At 64.7% G+C, this 17,426-nt stretch carries 14 protein-coding genes; 3 read left to right on the plus strand and 11 right to left on the minus strand.

Features of this window, described 5'->3' with window-relative positions; all coding sequences use genetic code 11:
- Positions 1 to 4: 4 nt before the first annotated feature.
- Genes BLR03_RS01970 through BLR03_RS01985 form a run of 4 tightly spaced genes read right to left on the minus strand, consistent with a single transcriptional unit; the run spans position 5 to position 4,986 of the window.
- Positions 5 to 1,081, minus strand: a complete 1,077-nt coding sequence (locus BLR03_RS01970) for an ABC transporter ATP-binding protein (protein WP_091248682.1) — start codon at positions 1,079 to 1,081, stop codon at positions 5 to 7.
- A complete protein-coding gene (locus BLR03_RS01975; RefSeq protein WP_091248684.1) occupies positions 1,078 to 2,079 on the minus strand; it encodes an ABC transporter permease in 1,002 nt (333 codons plus the stop codon). The genes BLR03_RS01970 and BLR03_RS01975 overlap by 4 nt, the downstream gene beginning before the upstream one ends.
- A 60-nt stretch (positions 2,080 to 2,139) precedes the next feature.
- Positions 2,140 to 3,864, minus strand: a complete 1,725-nt coding sequence (locus tag BLR03_RS01980; RefSeq protein WP_091248687.1) for an ABC transporter substrate-binding protein — start codon at positions 3,862 to 3,864, stop codon at positions 2,140 to 2,142.
- Positions 3,865 to 3,900: 36 nt separating this feature from the next.
- Entirely contained in the window at positions 3,901 to 4,986 is a 1,086-nt protein-coding gene (locus BLR03_RS01985; protein WP_254788106.1) for an ABC transporter permease, read from the minus strand.
- A gap of 303 nt (positions 4,987 to 5,289) precedes the next feature.
- Here BLR03_RS01985 and BLR03_RS01990 point away from each other — a divergent pair, with 303 nt between their 5' ends.
- Entirely contained in the window at positions 5,290 to 5,979 is a 690-nt protein-coding gene (locus tag BLR03_RS01990; protein WP_254788107.1) for a GntR family transcriptional regulator, read from the plus strand.
- Between the two features lie 172 nt (positions 5,980 to 6,151).
- Here BLR03_RS01990 and BLR03_RS01995 read toward each other — a convergent pair whose 3' ends face one another.
- From BLR03_RS01995 to BLR03_RS02020, 6 genes are all read right to left on the minus strand, one after another.
- Positions 6,152 to 7,792 carry a S53 family peptidase gene (locus BLR03_RS01995; protein WP_091248690.1) on the minus strand — a complete coding sequence of 547 codons (1,641 nt, stop codon included), beginning with the start codon at positions 7,790 to 7,792 and terminating at the stop codon, positions 6,152 to 6,154.
- 446 nt (positions 7,793 to 8,238) lie between these two features.
- On the minus strand, positions 8,239 to 9,396 hold the full coding sequence (locus BLR03_RS02000; RefSeq protein ID WP_091248691.1) for a glycerate kinase: 1,158 nt from the start codon (positions 9,394 to 9,396) through the stop codon (positions 8,239 to 8,241).
- 1 nt (position 9,397) lies between these two features.
- Positions 9,398 to 10,801: a C4-dicarboxylate transporter DctA gene (dctA, locus tag BLR03_RS02005; RefSeq protein ID WP_254788108.1), complete on the minus strand. Its 1,404-nt coding sequence runs from the start codon at positions 10,799 to 10,801 to the stop codon at positions 9,398 to 9,400.
- Between the two features lie 111 nt (positions 10,802 to 10,912).
- Positions 10,913 to 12,010, minus strand: a complete 1,098-nt coding sequence (locus BLR03_RS02010; protein ID WP_091248694.1) for a tartrate dehydrogenase — start codon at positions 12,008 to 12,010, stop codon at positions 10,913 to 10,915.
- 199 nt (positions 12,011 to 12,209) lie between these two features.
- Entirely contained in the window at positions 12,210 to 13,094 is an 885-nt protein-coding gene (locus tag BLR03_RS02015; RefSeq protein WP_091248697.1) for a LysR family transcriptional regulator, read from the minus strand.
- Positions 13,095 to 13,153: 59 nt separating this feature from the next.
- Positions 13,154 to 14,215, minus strand: a complete 1,062-nt coding sequence (locus BLR03_RS02020) for a hypothetical protein (protein ID WP_091248700.1) — start codon at positions 14,213 to 14,215, stop codon at positions 13,154 to 13,156.
- Positions 14,216 to 14,481: 266 nt separating this feature from the next.
- On the opposite strand from BLR03_RS02020, the gene BLR03_RS02025 reads away from it, so the two are divergent.
- On the plus strand, positions 14,482 to 15,261 hold the full coding sequence (locus tag BLR03_RS02025) for an MBL fold metallo-hydrolase (RefSeq protein WP_254788109.1): 780 nt from the start codon (positions 14,482 to 14,484) through the stop codon (positions 15,259 to 15,261).
- 49 nt (positions 15,262 to 15,310) lie between these two features.
- Here the strand turns inward: BLR03_RS02025 and BLR03_RS02030 are convergent, their stop codons facing one another.
- Positions 15,311 to 16,285: a class I SAM-dependent methyltransferase gene (locus BLR03_RS02030; RefSeq protein WP_091248703.1), complete on the minus strand. Its 975-nt coding sequence runs from the start codon at positions 16,283 to 16,285 to the stop codon at positions 15,311 to 15,313.
- A 237-nt stretch (positions 16,286 to 16,522) separates the two neighbouring features.
- Here BLR03_RS02030 and BLR03_RS02035 point away from each other — a divergent pair, with 237 nt between their 5' ends.
- Positions 16,523 to 17,341, plus strand: coding sequence for a helix-turn-helix transcriptional regulator (locus tag BLR03_RS02035; protein ID WP_254788110.1), 819 nt, complete (start codon positions 16,523 to 16,525; stop codon positions 17,339 to 17,341).
- The last annotated feature ends 85 nt before the right edge of the window (positions 17,342 to 17,426 follow it).

A 17,426-nucleotide genomic window follows, 5' to 3' on the forward strand; every position in this document is an offset into this window, starting at 1 on the left:
GGTCCTAACGCGAAGTCCGGATAGTGATGAGCTGGCGGCTGCTGAGATGGCAGCGCTTGCCGTGGCCGGTCTCCACCAGGAGCTCGGGCCTCTGCTCCCGGCAGACGTCGGCGCCGGCCAGGGCGGCGTAGTCGCACCGGGAGCTGAAGATGCACCCTGACGGCAGGTCAAGCAGGGACGGCGGCTGGCCGGGGATCGGGTTGAGGCGGCCGGAGGTGCCGGTGAGCGTCGGCATGGAATTGAGGAGGCCCAGGGTGTACGGATGCCGGGTGTCGTAGAAGATCTCGTCCACCGGTCCGGACTCGACGCATTGGCCGCCGTACATAACAAGCACGGAATCGCAGACCTCGGCCACGACGCCCAGATCGTGGGTGATGAGGATCAGCGCAGAGTTGGTTTCCGCCTGGAGTTCGGCCATGAGGTCCAGGATCTGCGCCTGGACCGTCACGTCCAGGGCCGTGGTGGGCTCGTCCGCGATGAGCAGTTCGGGCTCGCAGATGAGGGCCATGGCGATCATGGCCCGCTGCCGCATACCGCCGGAGAAATGGTGCGGGTACTCGTCGTAGCGCTGCTCGGGGCTGGGAATCCCCACCCGGCCGAGCATGTTGATGGCCGCAGCCCGGGCCTGCTTCTTGCTCGCCTGGTGATGGACGAGGTAGGCCTCCTCAATTTGGTGCCCGACGGTATAGAAAGGGTGCAGTGCCGACAGCGGATCCTGGAAGATCATGCCGATGTTCCGGCCACGCAGCTGGCGCATCCCTGACTCGGACATCTTGATCAGGTCCTTGCCCTGGAACAGGGCCTGGCCGGAGAGCTGGGCGGAGGTGCCTTTGAGCAGGCCCATCAGTGCCTGGCTCGTCACCGACTTTCCGGATCCGGATTCGCCAACGATGCCAAGCGTCTGCCCGCGCTCAAGGGTGAAGTCCATGCCGTTGACGGCCGAGACCAGGCCGTCGTCGGTGGGGAACGCGACTGACAGGTTCCGGACATCCAGGAAGGCGCCAGCCCCGCCGTCGGCCCCTGCAGGGGTTGGCGCGGGGGACGGCAAAGTGGCCGGCGCGCCGGGATAGGTCTGGGTCATTGGAGCCTCACTCGGGGATCGATGGCGGCATAGGCGAGGTCGACGGCGACATTGGCGACGATCACGAAGAAAGCGGCCAGCATGGTGATGGCCATGGTGACGGGCAAGTCGCCGGAGATGGCGGCCCGGACGGCGGTGAATCCGAGCCCCGGCACGGAGAAGATCTGTTCGGTGAGGACGGCGCCGCCGAGCAGCAGGCCGATGTCCATGCCGAGCATGGTCACAATCGGGGTGATTCCGGCCCGGACGCCATGCTTGAACGTCACGGTCCGCGGGGCCAGTCCCTTGGCCCGCGCCGTGCGGATAAAGTCCTCGTCGAACGTTTCAATCATGTTCGTACGGGTGACGCGGATGTAGGAGGCGCTGAACAGGACGGCGAGGGCAATCCATGGCAGCAAATAGTTCAACACCCAGGCCCACGGCCCCTGGGCACCGAACGGGCTGTTGATCTCATTGGTGGTGAACGGCAGGAGATGCAGCTGATTGACGAACACCAGCAACAGGAACAGGCCCGTGACCGGGATCGGCAGCGAAACGCCCACTGACGCCGCGCCAACGATGAACTTGTCCGTAGGGCTGCCTTTCCTGAGGGCTGCGAGCAGGCCAAGGCCCACGCCCGACACCGTCCAAAGGACCAGCGCGCCGACTGCCATCGAGAGCGTGTAGGGCAGCGACCGGCTGATGATGTCCGAGACATTCTCATTCGTCTGGAACGATTTTCCGAGGCAGGGCCACTGGCAGACGGATTCGGCGCCGGGGGCACCAATCATGCGCGGCGATACCAGCCCGCGCATGTAGTCGGCGTACTGAAGGAAGAACGGCTGGTCCATGCCGAGGGCGACGCGCGCCTCGGCGACGCGTTCCGGCGTGCATTCCTGGCCACATGCGGCCGAGGCCGGATCGGCCGGACCCAGCTGGAACAGAGTGAAAGTGATGAAGCTGACGGCTATGAGTAGCAGGACCAGGGAGCCTGTCCGGCGAAGTATGAATCTGATCATTGTGGTTGCGGGCCGCCCGCCTGAATCCGGGCGGCCCGCGTCTCCTTCTGTGAGGACCGGTTAGTGCTCGACGCCGACAATCGACAGGTCGATGCCGCCGAAGAAGTAGCCCACTTGGGCGTTGCGGATGTTGGAACCGACGACGCTGTTCGTGTGACTGCGGACGAGCGGAATGATCGGGTAGGTCTTCAGTGCCTTTCCGAATTCCTCGGACCACTTCTTGCCCAGCTCCTCCGAGGTCCCCGCGGTGTCCCGCAGCTCAAACATGGCCTTGGACACCTCCGGGTCGAAGTAGCGGGACGTGTTGGAGAATCCGTAACTGGTGCCATCGTTGTTTGGGCCGAGGATGGGGTCCGCCGAGGTCCGGATCGAAGACGGATCGGCGCCGCCGCACCAGCCTGACCGTCCAATGTCCGGCAGTTGCTCACTGGCCATGACGGAGTAATAGTTCGGGGCCGGAATCGGCACCAGCTGTACGTCGATGCCCAGAGCCTTGAGGTTCTCCTGGACCACCGTGCCTGTGTTCTTGTAAGCGTCCCGGTTGTTGGCGTAGCCAAAGGTGAGGGTCTTGGGGTAGGTCTTGCCTTCGAGGAGCTTCTTGGCCTCGTCCAGCTTGGGCTTCCCGCTGGGGTCGATCTCCAACTCCTGGGCAACGTACCCGCGCATCTTGTCGTTGAGCGGCGTCTGGGTGAGTTCGCCGAAACGGCGCCCCCCGTACTGGACCAGGATCGACTGGCGGTCCAGGGCAAGCGCAATTGCCTTGCGGACATCCGGGTCCGTGATCTTCTGCGTGTTAAGGCTCAGCACGTCGTTGCAGCCCAGCAGCCCTGAGGCGACCCGGTCCTTGACCTGGGCATCGGCCAGCTTGGCCGAATCCGAGGTCTGCAAGGCACCGTTCGAATCCAGGGTGATGGCGTTGGTGTCGGCGTTGGCCAGCAGCTGCTGGCTGATGGTGGCCTGCGACGTGGACAGGGAGAAGCTGAAGGTGTCCGGGAGTGCCGTGCGGTTGGGGTCCGTCGCGGGATCCCAGTGCGGGTTGCGGACGAGTTTGAGCGACTTGCCGCGGTTGTACGATTCCACCATGTAGGGGCCGGATGAGACCGGATGGTTAGTGTAGTCCAGCTTGGTGTCCTTGTCATGGGGCACAGGAGCGGTGTTGGACCGTGAGGCCAGCGCAGGAAATTCAGCGAACGGCTTCTTCAGGTGGAAGACGACAGTGCGCTGGTCCGGGGTCTCGACTGCCTGGAGCACGGCGGCAGGATCCTTGTAGGGGCCTTTGTAGCCGCCGGCGTCGAGCGCGGAATTCAGCTCCTGGGGCGCCTGGGTGTAGACGTCCTGGGCGAAGGTGCGTTCGATGCCGTATTTGACGTCCGCCGAAGTGATGGGGCGGCCGTCCTCGAACTTGACGCCGTCCCGGAGCGTGAACGTCCAGGTGAGGCCGTCGGCTGAAACTTTCCCGGTGTCCGTGGCGAGGTCCGGGACGATGGTGGGCGGCTGGCCTGCCGTCTCTTTGGCCATGGTGAGCGTCCGGTAGTACAGCTGTCCGACATTGGCCGTCTGGACGTAGTTGCTGTTTCCAGGGTCAAGTGTCTGGAAGTCGGAGGACATCAGGACGTTGATGTTGCCTCCCTTGGTGGTGAAGCCGGGCCTGACCACTGCCGCGGCCGAATCCGTCGTTGAACCACTGGCTTTGCTGGCGGCCGGCTGGCCCTGGGCCGCGGAACAACCGGTGGCTGCCACGGAGATCAGAACGGCAAGGGCCAGCACTCTGGATGGATATTTCATGGTTCTCCTCATACGGGTGGGTGATGGTGATGGGTGCTAGTGGCGGGAGGCCTTGGGGTCTAAGGCGTCGCGAACGGCGTCGCCGAGCAGATTGAACGCCAGGACGGTGACGATGAGCATGGCGCCGGGGACGGCCAGGAACCATGGATCGCTGAGATACCAGTTGCCGGACTGGGCGGCGTTGAGCATCTGTCCCCACGACGGAGTCGGGTCTTTGACGCCGACGCCGAGGAAGGACAGCGCGGCTTCCGCGGAGATGTTGGTGGGGATGAGCATGGTCGCGTATACGAGCACGACGCCCATCACGTTGGGGATGATCTGCCGAAACAGCACGCTGAGGTGGGAGGCGCCGAACGAGCGGGCCGCCTCAACAAATTCACGCTCCCGGATGCTGAGGACCTGGCCCCGGACGATCCGGGCAAGATACGCCCAGCCGAAGAATCCCAGGATGATGACCAGCGAGGCCATGGGCAGGAAGCTGCCCTGGCCCAGGGGCGTGCCGCGCAGCCGGGACTGAAGGATGGGCGTCAGCGACAGCACCAACAGGAGGTGCGGGAAGGCGAGGAAGAGATCCATGACGCGGCTGATGATCGCGTCCGTTTTTCCACCGAAGTAGCCGGCCGCCGCCCCGAGCACGGTGCCAAGGACAACGGAGACGGCGGTTGAAAGGAGGGCGATGGTGAGGGAGACCTGACCGCCAAAGGCAAGCCGGGCGAACAGATCCCGCCCCAGCCCGGGTTCTACCCCCAGCCAATGCTGCTCAGAGGGATACATGTAGCCGGGGAGAGGCAGGCCCGGGGTTTCGAAGTCATCAAGCACCTCCGGGCTGGTGTTGGAGGTGAAGGGATCAGTTCCGGACCAGGCACTGAGGACAGGCGCGAGGACCGCGAAGAGCACGATGGCGACCACGACACAGAGGCTCAGCAGGGCGATCTTGCTCCTGCGGATCCTGAGCCAGGCAGTGGCCAGCAGCGACCGTGCCTGGGCGGGATCCGCGCTGGCGGCGGTTTGGCCGCCGGGGGACATGGGGCGGCTGACGCCGCTGCTGCCATCGTCGCTGTCGCTGGCGCCGGGCAACGGACTCGCAGCAGTTGGTGTGGCACCGGACTGAAGCTGGGTCATCGGGAACGCTCGATTCAGGGTCCAAGGAGCAAGCTCCATCATTTTGTATACCAAACAAAGATTAGGGCACCGTTTGTGCGATGTAAATCACAACTTGGCATCATCTGGAATACCAGAGAATGATCTGGCTTGGCGGTGCCGTGACTTGGCCGGCCTGCCGATAGGGGTGGCAACGCACTTGCGGGTTAGCTGCGCGGGAGCCTTTGTATGTGCTCGGAACCGGCAGTTGAGCGCGTGTATGCTCAGTTGGAACGCTGAGCGGCACCGTCCGCCAGGGCCACGGGGTGAGTAATGAACGGCGGGGTGAGTGTGGTTGAAGCGAAAGGTGATGCGCTGAACGGGCGGGACGACGAAGTCCGGGCCGAACACGTGTATCAGCTGGTCCTTGAAGGGATCGTGACCGGCAAATACGAGCAGGGCATGCGGCTGCGCGAACGGGAACTGTCAGAACTGCACAACGTGTCCAGGATTCCCGTGCGGGAGGCCATCCAGCGTCTTGAGCAGGACGGCTTCGTTGAAACTTTCCCCCGCAGGGGTGCGGCGGTGCGGCGGCTAACGCTAACGGACGTCAACGAACTCTTCGATGTCCGGCTTTGCCTCGAGACGTTCGCCGCGCGCACCGCGGCAGTCCGGGTTGCCGAGGGTCAAAGCGGCGCAAGGCTGCGGGAACTCGTGGACGAAACGCGGTTGGCCATCGACGACGGTCCGGAGGCGAAGGTTGCGAGTCTCAGCGCGGAATTCCACGCCGAGATAGTGCGGCTTTCCGGCAACCGTCTGCTTGTCGAATCGGTGAAGCCGCTTTTTGGCCGCATGCGCTGGATCTTCGGCCTGGCCCACAACCGCAGCAATGAGCTCCAGCGGGACGAGCATGTCGAGCTCTGCAATGCCATCCTCAAGGGCCGCCCCGATCTGGCCTATTCGCTGGCGTATTCACACATTGAGCTGGGCCGTGAACCGGTTCTTGCCGGGCTCGCCCACACGCTCGCACCGTAGCCGGCTGATTTATTGGCCCTCCGGGTCTCCGGCTGTCGCCAAGCGTCCAAAAACGCCCGCCCGGGTTAGTCCCGGGCGGGCGTTACTGTCTCCTGCAGATGAAGTCCGCCTACAGGGGTTTGTCCCGATGTCCTTCCCGACTTGGCGGAGCAGGGCGTGCGGGACCAGATGATCAGGTGCCTGCCCCTGCCCCTGCTCCTGCCCCTGCCTCTGCCCCGGACTGGATAGCGGCGAGCAGGGCCGTTCCGTCGGGGCTGCCGAAGCCGGTGCAGGGATCCCAGCCTGGCGCAGCCTCGTAGGAGCCGTTGTTGCCGACAACAATGTCGTGGAAGCCCGTGTTGGAGGATGCCATTTGGCCGTAAATGATGGCCTGCATAAGGCCAAACCGGCGGTTGCTCGCCTGGGCCAAACGCGCGACGAGGGCTGCCCAGAGCGGTGCCACGGCGCTGGTGCCTCCGATGACCATGTTTGTGCCGTTGACCCTTACTTTGTATCCGGTCTGCGGATCCGCGACCCCACTCACATCCGGCACGCCACGGCCCAGAAATTTCTTGGCGGGGTTACCCGACTTATGATGCTTGCCGTGGACGACGTGACCGTTCTGCCAGACAGGAACGGGGAAAGCGTCGCTGAAGCCGCCGCCGGTTGCCGAGTTCGGCCCGTCATTCCAGACCGTCTCACGGGTAATTTCTCCGGTAACCGGATCGGCCTCGAGCCGGGTTCCGCCGCAGGCGAGGGCATAGGGGCTTGAAGCGGGGAAATCGGCATGGTCCTTTCCGTCGCTGGCTCCGTCAGCGCTGCCGTTGTCCCCGGCCGCGGCGGTGACGGTGACGCCGAGGGCTGATGCGTCGGCGAAGGCCTGGTCGAATGCCGTGCGCGCCTGCGCCGTCCAGGCGTCCTCGCTCTGGCCCCAGCTGATGCTGATCGCCGCGGGCGTCGGGCTGGCGTGGGAGGCGTTGATGATCGCATCGAGGAATCCGGCGTCGTTGTTCGGGGCGAAATAGACCAAGACGCCCGCTTTCGGTGCGAGGGCGCCGACAACTTCGACGTCGAGCATCACTTCGCCGTCCGCCCCGTTCGGATCCATCCCTGGCTGGTTGACCGCGCCGTCCACCCCGACAGCCGTGACGTTGGGCGGCGTGATCCCGAGGCCGTTGAAGTAGGCGTTCAGGTCCGATGTGGAGTAACCCCCGCCGAGTTCGATGATTGCAACGTTCTGCCCGGCGCCATCGGTGCCGGCCGGGAACTTGTAGATCTTTCCCAGCTCCGGCGGGGTGTAGCTTCTGCCCGCGGTTGCGAGGGGGATCGCGCGGAACTGGGCCCGCGCCTGCGGCCGGTCGTCAAGGCCGAGGACAGCGGTGACGATGCCGTCGAGTACCGCTGGGATTCTTAGTCCTCCGGTGCGGTGGCGGTGGGTGACCCCGGTGCCGTGGGGTCCGGCGCTTGTCACTTCATTCAGATGGGTGCCGAAGATATCGCTAAGCGTTTCAATAGTCCCTGCCAGACGCAGACGGCGCGAGGCCGGATCAGCCTCCAGGACTTCAGCCCCGAGCCGCGTGAAAGTGTCCGTTGCGAGCTGCATGTCATCCTGGCCGGCCCCGTGGGTTGCTGCCAGATTTTCGACAGACATCGGTTCCCTGACCGTCTCCGGAATCGGCGCCTTCCGGCGCAGGATCACGGTCACCTCGATCCTGCGGGACGGATCAACTGGTCCGTGTTCGGCCTGGACTTCAGGTACCCCCCGGCGCTCCGAACCTGGCAGGGGAACGCTGTCCTCAGCGGAAGCGGGACGGGTAGCTGGCTTGTCACTCATGGTGTTCTCCTATGACGTGGACATTCATTCGTAAGGGAGTAGGCAGGTGTTCCTGGACCCCGAGGATCCGAGGTTTTGATCGGCCATTGATGCGATCATTCCTACGGCTGTCAGTCACTGGCCGGACAGCCGTCAGCTTTATGGGGACATTCACTTAGTGGTGTAGCCGGTACTGACTCAGACTTCAAGACCTTTCCGCTTGGCTCACGGCGCAGATTCGATACGGCGTTGGTGCGCCGAGCTGGAGCGAGATCAAGTGGTCGAATTCGGTGGTAAATGACGGGGTCTGGGCGCCGCGCCCTCGCCGAGATGCGCATCACCGGGGTGGCCACCATGCTGCGGTTCCACCGGACCGTGCTTGCCTGCCAGATGTCGCCGAGAGTCCAGAAACGCCCGCCCGGGATGGCCCTGGGCGGGCGTTTCTGTCTTGTGCAGATGAACACCGCCTACAGGAGGCTTGCTCCGATGTCTCGTCCAATCCTGCGGAGCAGGGTGGCGGACAGTTTGGGGTCCTTGGCAGAGTCCTGATCGGTGTAATCGGCCAGCGCGTAGACCCGTGTCAGGGCTATTTCGGGCCACCGCGACTTCGGGAGCAGGGAGCGGCCGGCGACGGCGATGATCGGTCTGGAGCCCGATCTCCGGGCGACGGCGGCAGGCAGTTTGCCGGCGAGGGTTTGTTCGTCGATGCTGCCTTCGCCGGTGATGACGACGTCGCAGCTATCCTTGCGGGTGTTGAAGTCCAGCAGGTCCAGGAAGTAGTCGGCGCCTGAGACCTGCTTGGCACCGAGCAGCAGGCACGCGTAGCCGAGCCCTCCGGCGCTGCCGGCGCCTTCGTGCCCGGCTAGGACGGTCGCATCCGCGAACCCGGCTTCGGCCAGCTTGGCCACGAAGTGCCCCAGACCCTGCTCGAGGATCGCGATGTCCTGTGGTGACGCGCCCTTTTGGGGTCCGAAGACGGCCGGTGCTCCGTTGGTGCCGAGCAGCGGGTTGTGGACGTCGCTGGCGACGATGAGTTCGGTGTCGTTCAGTTCCGGGAGCCTGGTCCGGCGGATGGTGTGGATCTGAGTCAGTGCCTTGCCGCTGCCGTGGAGTAGGCGGCCGTCGGCGTCGAGGAAGCTGTAGCCGAGGGCGGTGAGCATTCCCATGCCGCCGTCCGTGCTGGCACTGCCGCCCAGGGCCAGAACGATCCTGGCCGGGCTGAGGCTCAGGGCGAACAGGACCGCCTCGCCGAAGCCGCGGCTGGAGGCGTTCAGCGGTTCCAACATTCCGTCCGGAAGAAGTCCGAGGCCACAGGTATTGGCGACCTCGACGACGGCGGTGACGCCGTCGAACGCTATGCCGGCGTGCACATGCCGGCCGGTGGGCCCGGCAACGGTGTAGCTGCGCCGGGTGAAGCCGGAGGCGACGGCGGCGTCCACACTGCCGTCACCCCCGTCCGCAAGGGGAAGCAGTTCGCAGTGAACCACGGACTTGCCGGTGGAACCCGTCGCGGAAAGGAGCCCGGCGGCGAGGGCATCCGCCACCTCGCCGGCGGTGAGGCTGCCTTTGAATTTGTCGGGAGCGATGAGGGTCCGCACGGTCTTCGCAGCGGTGGTGTTGAGCATGTCAGATGGTTTCCGAGTAGGCGGGGCGGCGGTCGTATTCGATCAGGTCATCGTCGGCGTCGATGACCTCGTCGAGGGGTGTTGGGTCCTCGCTGGGCATTGGCTCAACGGTTTCGCCGTTGAAGACCCGGCGCACCCGGTCCGCGTCCAGCGTGCGGTCCCACCAGGCGATGAACAAGGTGGCGACGGCATTGCCGGTGAAGTTCACCAGGGCCCGGCATTCGGACATGAACTTGTCGATGCCGAAGATGAGCATGATGCCGGCGGCCGGGATGGTGCCGAGGGTGGCCAGGGTGGCGGTCAGGGCGATGAACCCGCCGCCGGCGACGCCGGCCGCTCCCTTGGAGGTGAGGAGCATGACCGCGATCAGGCCCAGCTGCTGGCCGATGGTCAGGTTCGTGTTGGTGGCCTGGGCGATGTAGACCGCGGCCAGGGAGAGATAGATGGCGGCGCCGTCCAGGTTGAAGCTGTACCCGGTGGGGACCACGAGTCCGACTGTTTCCTTCTTGACTCCGGCGTGTTCGAGCTTGCGCATCAGGCCCGGCAGGGCCGGCTCGGCCGTGGAAGTGCCCAGGATGAGGAGGTATTCCTCTTTGAGGTGGCGGATCATCTTGAAGATGTTCAGCTTCAGGAAGGCCATGACGGAACCGAGGACCACGACGACGAAGAGGATCGAGGTGGCGTAGAAGAGGGCGATCAGCCCGCCCATGCTCGAGAGGGAGGAGACGCCGTACTTGCCGACGGCGAAGGCCATCGCGCCGAACGCACCCAAGGGAGCGGCCTTCATGATGAAGCCCAGGATCTTGAACATGACCCCGGTGAGGCGCTGGACCCCGTCCAGGACGGGGGCACCGACTTTGCCCATGGCGTTCAGGGCGATGCCGAAGATCACGGCGATGAAGATGATCTGGAGGATGTCGCCCTCCACGAAGGGCGCAACGACGCTGGTCGGGATGATGTGGGTCAGGAACTGCCACCATTCCTGGTGGGCGCCGGTTTCGATCAGCTTGGCCGCGGAGTCCGTGGTCTTGATGGTGTTGGCGTTGGCGTTGACGCCGTCGCCGAGGCGGAAGACGTTGATGGCGACCAGGCCGAAGAGCAGGGCGAAGATGGTGCCGATCTGGAAGTATGTCAGAGCCTTCAGGCCGGTCATGCCGACCTTTTTCAGGTCTGCGACGCTGGCGATGCCGCCGACGATCGTCAGGAACACGATCGGGCCGATCAGCATTCGCATAGCGTTGACGAAGGTGGTGCCGATCGGTTCCAGGGCGATGCCCGCGACCGGGGCGAGCCAGCCGACCAGGATGCCGAGGACGATGCCGGTCAGTACCCAAAAGTACAGCTGCCTGTACCAGCGTGTCTTGGGGGCCGGCGTTGCCGTGCCCGCGGTGGTGATGCGTCCCATGATTCCTACCTCATTGTGGAATGTGAATGGCGTGGTGCTTGAAGAATGAAAAAAGTGGGTCGGGGCGGGCGGCGGCAGTGCGCGGCACCGCCCGCCCCGCGTCCGTGATGGTTAGACGGCGGCTAGGGTGTGGCTGAGGGCCTTGATGATGGCATCGGTGACGTCATCGGTGTTCGCGTCGCCGCCGACGTCGCGCGTCAGGTAACCGGCTACGGTGGCCTGCTCGATGGCGGCCTCGACCAGGCGTGCTTCCTCGTGCAGGCCGAAGTGGTCCAGCATCAGGGCGGCGCTGGCGATGGCGCCGATCGGGTTGCTGATGCCCTTGCCGGCAATGTCCGGGGCGGAGCCGTGGACCGGTTCGAACATGGACGGGAAGCGGCGTTCCGGGTTCAGGTTGGCGCTGGCTGCCAGGCCGAGGCTTCCGGCCAGGGCCGAGCCGAGGTCCGAGAGGATGTCCGCGTTCAGGTTCGAGGCGACGACGACGGAGAGGTCTTCGGGGTGCAGGATGAACTTGGCGCTCATGGCGTCGACCAGGACGCTTTCGGTGGCCACGTCCGGGTAGTCCAGGGCCACGCGCTGGAAGGTTTCGTCCCAGAGGACCATGCCGTACTGCTGGGCGTTGGACTTGGTGACGGAGGAGACCTTTTTCACGGTGCGTGTGCGGGCGAGGTCGAAGGCGAAGCGCATGATCCGCTCGCAGCCCTTTTCGGTGAACAGGGCGGTCTGGAGGGCGACCTCGTTGCCGGGCCCGCGCCCGCTGAGGTTCCGCCCGCCCAGCCCGGCGTATTCGCCTTCGCTGTTTTCGCGGACAACGATCCAGTCGAGTTCGGTGTGGTCGGCCTTGCGCAGCGGGGACTGGATGCCGGGGAGGAACTTCACCGGGCGGATGTTGGCCCACTGGTCGAAGTTCTGTGTGATGTTCAGGCGCAGGCCCCAGAGGCTGACGTGGTCCGGGACGTTTTCCCAGCCGACGGCGCCGAAGTAGATGGCGTCAAAGTTCTTCAGGGCCTCCAGGCCCTTCGGGTCCATCATCTGGCCGGTCTTTTCGTAGTAGCCGCAGCCCCACGGGAACTCGGTCCATTCGAAGGCGAACTTGCCGCCGGAATTCTGGGCCAGGGCGTCCAGGACGCGGCGGCCGGCAGAGACAACTTCCTTGCCGACGCCATCGGCAGGGATGGAAGCGATGCTGAATTTCTGGGTGGCGCTCATGGGCCTACCTCCTTGTTGAGTGTGTTAGCAGCGTCACACTGCTTGTCCTCTTCAAGTAGACGGTTCGGCGACACCCGCCGTCCAAGACCAAGATCCGATCCGGTAGATAGGCGCAGCCTATTGGTCTGTTCCATCGACTGCCGAGAGGTCGCTCTTTTGGACGCGCAAAAGGGCGTTATCGGAGCAATCGACGGGTGGGTTACTTGGTGTGGAGGGCGGCGACGTCCAGGAATGCTCTGGCGGCGGGCGTCAGGCCTTCCTTGCGGCTCAGAATGGCCACGTCAAGATGGGACACGGGTTCAATCAGGAGGGTCCGCAAACCTGACTTGTGCGCCAGCGGGGCCCACGATGAGGGCATCACGGCGTGGCCCACGCCCGCCAGGACCAGCGGCAGGATCGAGGTCCGGTGGGCAACCTCGACGACGATTTCGGCGTCGACCCCGCGCGCCAGCGCATCGTCGACCAGCCAGCGCATGAGGGAGCCGCGCTGGCTGGCGATCAGCCGGTGTCCGCCAAGGTCATCACGCTGGATGGCCGTCCCCGGGGCGAAAGTGTCAGCCTCCGGATTGACGATGAGAATCAGCGGCTGGCGTTCCAGTTCCAGGACCTGGACGCCCGGGACCCGGATGGGCGTGGGCGAGCCGGCAAGGCCGATCTCCGTGCTGCCGCTGCGGACGGACTCGATGACTTCTTCCGGCGTAAACGCGGCACTGACGTTGAGCCGGACCGACGGATACGCGCGGGTGAACCCGGCGATCATGGACGTCAGCGGCTCGATGCCGGGCGACGGCATGGTGATAATGTCCAGCCGCCCGCTCCGCACGCCCCGCAGCGCCTGCACCGCGGACTGCGCCGCATCAAGGTCCCGTATCACCAGCCGAGCCGGTCCGACGAGTTCCTTGCCCGCCTCACTCAGAACTGCCCGGCGGCCGATCCGGTGGAAAAGCGGCACACCCAACTCCTTCTCCAGGGCAGCGATGGTCTGGGAAAGAGACGGCTGGGCGATGAGCAGATGCTCCGCGGCCCGATTGAATCCGTCGTGGTCAACGACGGCCAAGAAATACTTCAGCTTTCGCGTGTCCACGCCAGCTCCTTCACTCGGCCAGAGGTTTTGAGCAGGTTACACCCGAACCCTTTAGGGCCCTACAGCCCTGTAAGGGGGGACAAAGCCACAACGGCGTAGCGGCCAGTGTCGCCGTGTCCACCATCGCCGCTGCTGGCGCAAACGGTGTAGGGCCGGTAGGTGCTGTCTGTGTGCAGCAGGCGCACTGTCGCGCGGGTGGAGGGCTGAGCCTTTTCAACGGTGTCCCTAAAGGCGCGGTAATCGTCCGGGTGGATGACGTGAGGGAGGTAGCCGAATCTCGGTGGCTGGATTCCGAACCGCTGCCAAGAGCCGGACGTCATGAAGGTCTGCCAGCAGGTGGTGTCAACGGCCATCAGCACCCGCTCCTCGGCGAGTTCGAAGACCGCGCGTAGCAGGCTGCTGGATTGGAAGTCCCCGAAGCCGGGCGTGATCGGGTACGGGGTGGCTTCCTGAACCTCACGTGTGATGGCGCGCAGCCACTTGCCCTGCCGTTGTTCGTCAGGGATGACCCGACCGGACACCTCGAGGTTCTTGATCCCCGGCAAATCGGACGAGAACCGGGTGATGATCTTGTACGGCACCAGATAGCGTTGCGCGTTCATCGAAGTGATGGCCGCGTCGATGGTCACCTTCATCCGGGTTCTGTCCTCGGGGGAGATCAGTTCGCTGACCCATTGGTTCATGTCCCCGGTGGGGCTCTCCCCGGAACGATCGATTTCGTAGATGGCGAAGAGGTCATCGTTCCAGGACGTTTCAATGTGCCCGGTGGGGGAGATCGTCCACTCCAAGGCGCCGATCGGCGGGCGCGGTGGCGGGTTGTCTCCCGCCGCAGTGTAGACGGCCAGAACTGCAAGAACCGTGTTCGTCATCGGAGAGTTAATCGGCACTGCGAGAACACGGTAATTGATGCCCCGATGATGGACGGGGTCGTGGATTTGCTGTCCGGTCTCAGCGACGGCTTTGATCCGGTCCATCAGCAGTTCGCGGCCCAGCGGATCGAGGTTTTTGCGGACACTGGACCCGGAGTAGTTCACCGCACCGACGCTCAGGAGACCGGGCTGCTCCTGGTTGAGATAGTCCACCAGGACCCATCGGCCTCGCGTGTCGCCTAACGTGTTCATGACTCTTGCGCCCGTCGCTCATGTAGGGTCGTTGCCGCCGCGGATTATGACGCAACTAATTGGCATGACCAAGGGTCATCCTCCACCATTTCGGGCTTATGTCATATTTTTTGTCAAAACCGTGCCGCCACGGGTCATGGATCGCGACGTGTGGATTTGAATTTGCCTGAACCGATTGGCATCATGTGTCTACCAAGCCCATCTGGCGGATGCCCGGCAGGCTGTACAAAGCGTCATCTGATCACCATCTTCAGGAGTACAGTCCTTTGCCCGACCGTTTTGCGCATTCCGGCCACACCGCATGGCGGTCCTCATCGCAGGTCTCCGAACCGGCTCCCGGCTTCTTCTTTGTCGAAGGCCCGGCATCCAACTGGATCATTGTCCGGGACGAGTCCGGTTTCATCCTCGTTGACAGCGGCTACCCCGGCGACACGGACTTCGTCCTGAAATCCATCGAGTACGCCGGGCTGAAGCCGGCCAATGCCCGCGCCATCCTCATTACGCATGGTCACGTCGACCACACCGGGTCGGCGGCCCTGTTTTCCCGTACGTTCGGGACCCCGATCCTGTGCAGTCCCGAAGAGCTGGCACACGTCCAGGGACACGAAAAGCACCAGGTCGGCCTGGGACAGGTTGTCCTCCGCGCCTGGCGTCCGCGTGTCCTGCGCTGGATGAGTCACGCGATCCGGGCCGGTGCGCTGAACGCCGATCCAGCCACCGAGGCCCGGGCCTGGACGGCAGAGCAGCTCCGGGAACTCCCGGGCAGCCCTGAGGCGATTCTGGTTGCCGGCCACACGCCGGGCAACGCCTCCATCTATTTCCGCGGCGCCGGGGTGATTGCCACCGGCGATTCCTTGATCACCGGGCACCCTCTGACTCGGCAACGGGGCCCGCAGATGCTCCATCCGATGTTCCATACCGAGCCGGGCACCGTACTGTCCGCGACCCATGTCCTGGACGGCGTAGAAGCGTCGGTCATTCTTCCGGGCCACGGTCCCGCGTTAGCCATGCCCCTCTCCTACGCCCTGGCATCCCTCCGCGCCTGACGCCTCAGCCCGGGCTCGTCTCCGCTGTCGGCCGCGTTCGACAGCGGCTTCACTGCACCACGGCAATCGCGAAGCCACCCCACGCGCGCTTCTTCGTGGTCTCACGACCGAGCACGTGCTGTTCGAGGATCGCCAACCCGCAGGATCGGAGAAGTTCGGACAGGCGCTCCCGCGACGGCGGTGTGCTGTCCACCCCGAACTTCAACGGCTCGCCCACTGCTTTGGCCGCCGCCCTCCCGTACCGCCAGTACAGCATGGTCGATTCGAGGGTCTCGGTCGTGAAGTAGTCGAAGGCGAGCAGGCTGCCCTGGGCGCAGCTCGCGACCTTGCTCAGCGTGTCCTCGATCGCTGCTTTCTCGAGGTACATTGTCACGCCTTCCCAGAGGAACAGCGTCGGGCGCCCGGGGTCGAACCCGGCGTCGGCAAGCCTGGCGAGCCAGTCATCCTTCTCGAAGTCAGCAGGCACGAACGTGATCTTGCGTGCGTCGATCCCTGCCTTGTCCAGCATGGCTCGCTTGACCGCCTGTGTCTTCGGGGCATCGACCTCGAAGGAGCTGACGGGCGTGTCCTGCGGGAGGCGGTACGGACGCGTGTCGAAGCCGGCGCCGAGGATGACCAGCTGGTCGATGTCGGGAAGGAATCGGTCCACGGCCCTGTCGAAGAACGTGACCCTGGCCGATGCCTCGGCCTGGGGAGGGATCCTCCCCTCGAAGGGGTACCGGAAGGTCTTCGGGACGTAGCCGGTGACGCGGTGCGCGAAGACCGTCGGCCCGAATGCCAGCTGCATGCCCAGCCAGGGCACGCCGGGCAGGACGGCCAACAGCCGGTTCGCGGCCTGGTCTTCGCGCACGCCGAAATTGTGCATCGCCCACCTGGCCGAGAGCGGGGCTTGCGCGCTGGTCGACACACCGGACGGTTTCGCGGACCGGAGCTTGACCACCCAGATCGCATAGCCGAGCAGCGAGACCGGTAGGAGCACAATACTGAGCGCATAGAAGGCGACGGCGGCACCTGTCTGGCGCATTTCCCGTTCCTTTCGACTCGCGGCCCTAACGGAGATTATGGAGGCAGTTGCATATGACCAGGGTCCCGGGGCTAGGCGGGTTCATTCCCTCATACTGCTCCCACTCCACGGCGGGCGCCATGCCCGGCTGGCTCCTTTCCAGAACGCGACCACGCCCGGAGGACACGTTTCACGGGGCGGCGGTCACGGATCACGCCGGCCCAGGCCGGGATACCCGCCTACGGCGGGGCCAGAAGGGTGCGCGGGCTCAAACGCGAGGAAGTCGCGATGCTCGCCGGCGTCAGCACGGAGTACTACGCCCGCCTCGAACGGGGAAACCTTCGAGGCGTGTCCGACTCCGTCCTCGAATCCCTCGCACGCACGCTCCAGCTCGACGAGGCTGAGCGCACCCACCTGCTGGACCTGGCCAGGGCCTCCGCGCCATCAGAGGTCCCGGCCGCGCGGCGGCTGCGGGCAGAAGTGCGCCCGAGCGTGGAACGAATCCTGGCCGGTATGACGGGGACCCCGGCCTACATTCGCAACGCCAGGATGGATATCGTGGCCGCGAACAGCCTGTGCTTCACCCTGTACACGGACATCCTTAGCCCTGCGACGCTGCCGCTGAACCTCGCACGGTTCATGTTCCTCGACCCACGGTCGCAGGGCTTCTTCGTTGAATGGGCCACCCTTGCAGATGATCTTGCCGCCGCGCTCCGCACTGAATCCGGACGCAGCCCACACGACAGAGTCTTGAGCAACCTCATTGGGGACCTCGCCACTGGAAGCACGGAATTCTCGACACGATGGGCACGGCACAACGTCCGCTTCCACCGCTCGGCCCGCAAGACCCTTCGCAACCCGCTCGTTGGAGACATCGAACTCACCGGCGACGCACTCGAGCTCCCCGGCGAGGGCCTGACCCTCATCGCCTACACGGCCGAACCCGGAAGCCATGCCCAGGAACAGCTCGACTTCCTCACCAGTTGGAGTGCAACCGGAAAACGCCCGATCGAACCGGCTCCAGCCAATCCGCACACCGCAATGACCAGGCCGCCCGAAGGGGACTCGCGGAACTGAGCATGGGTGCTCAATAACGCCAACGGAACCGCCTCGCGTACGGTCCCCAAAGACCGTGTTGATTAAACCAATACAACTGTTGACT

The organism is Arthrobacter sp. ok909 (genome assembly GCF_900104405.1).
Classification (GTDB): Bacteria; Actinomycetota; Actinomycetes; order Actinomycetales; family Micrococcaceae; genus Arthrobacter; species Arthrobacter humicola.